General features: G+C 66.1%; 1 pseudogene. It reads left to right on the top strand.

The features are described 5' to 3' along the window. Window positions 1–226, top strand: a pseudogene (locus E0D90_RS28390) (tyrosine-type recombinase/integrase); the annotation flags it as partial. Window positions 227–360: the final 134 nt, after the last annotated feature.

Below are 360 nucleotides of genomic sequence, written 5' to 3'. Positions count from 1 at the left end.
CCGGACGATCCGCTTCCACGACCTCCGCCACTCCACCGCCACCCTGCTCCTGGAACAGGGAGTCGAACTCGTCGTGATCAAGGAACTCCTCGGCCACGCCCACATCGGCGTCTACGCCCACGTACGCCTCTGACTCCAACGCCAAGCCATCGATACCCTCGGCAACGCCCCCAGCCGAGCCGACGACGGCAACGACGATCCATCTGCCGTGGCCGTCGTCCGCTGACGTTGCCGTCACCGTTGCCGTCAAACGACACGGGAGCCCCACCGGGCACAGCTCGGTGGCAGGGTCTTTGAGAAGTGATCTTGTGTCCGGGTTCGTCAGGTCAGGCCGAGAGCGGTGAGGGGCCGCTGGTGGTC

The organism is Streptomyces otsuchiensis, from assembly GCF_004305975.1.
Lineage (GTDB): Bacteria > Actinomycetota > Actinomycetes > Streptomycetales > Streptomycetaceae > Streptomyces > Streptomyces otsuchiensis.
The sequence above is the reverse complement of the archived record's forward strand: the minus strand, read 5'-3'. Positions and strand labels throughout refer to the sequence as shown.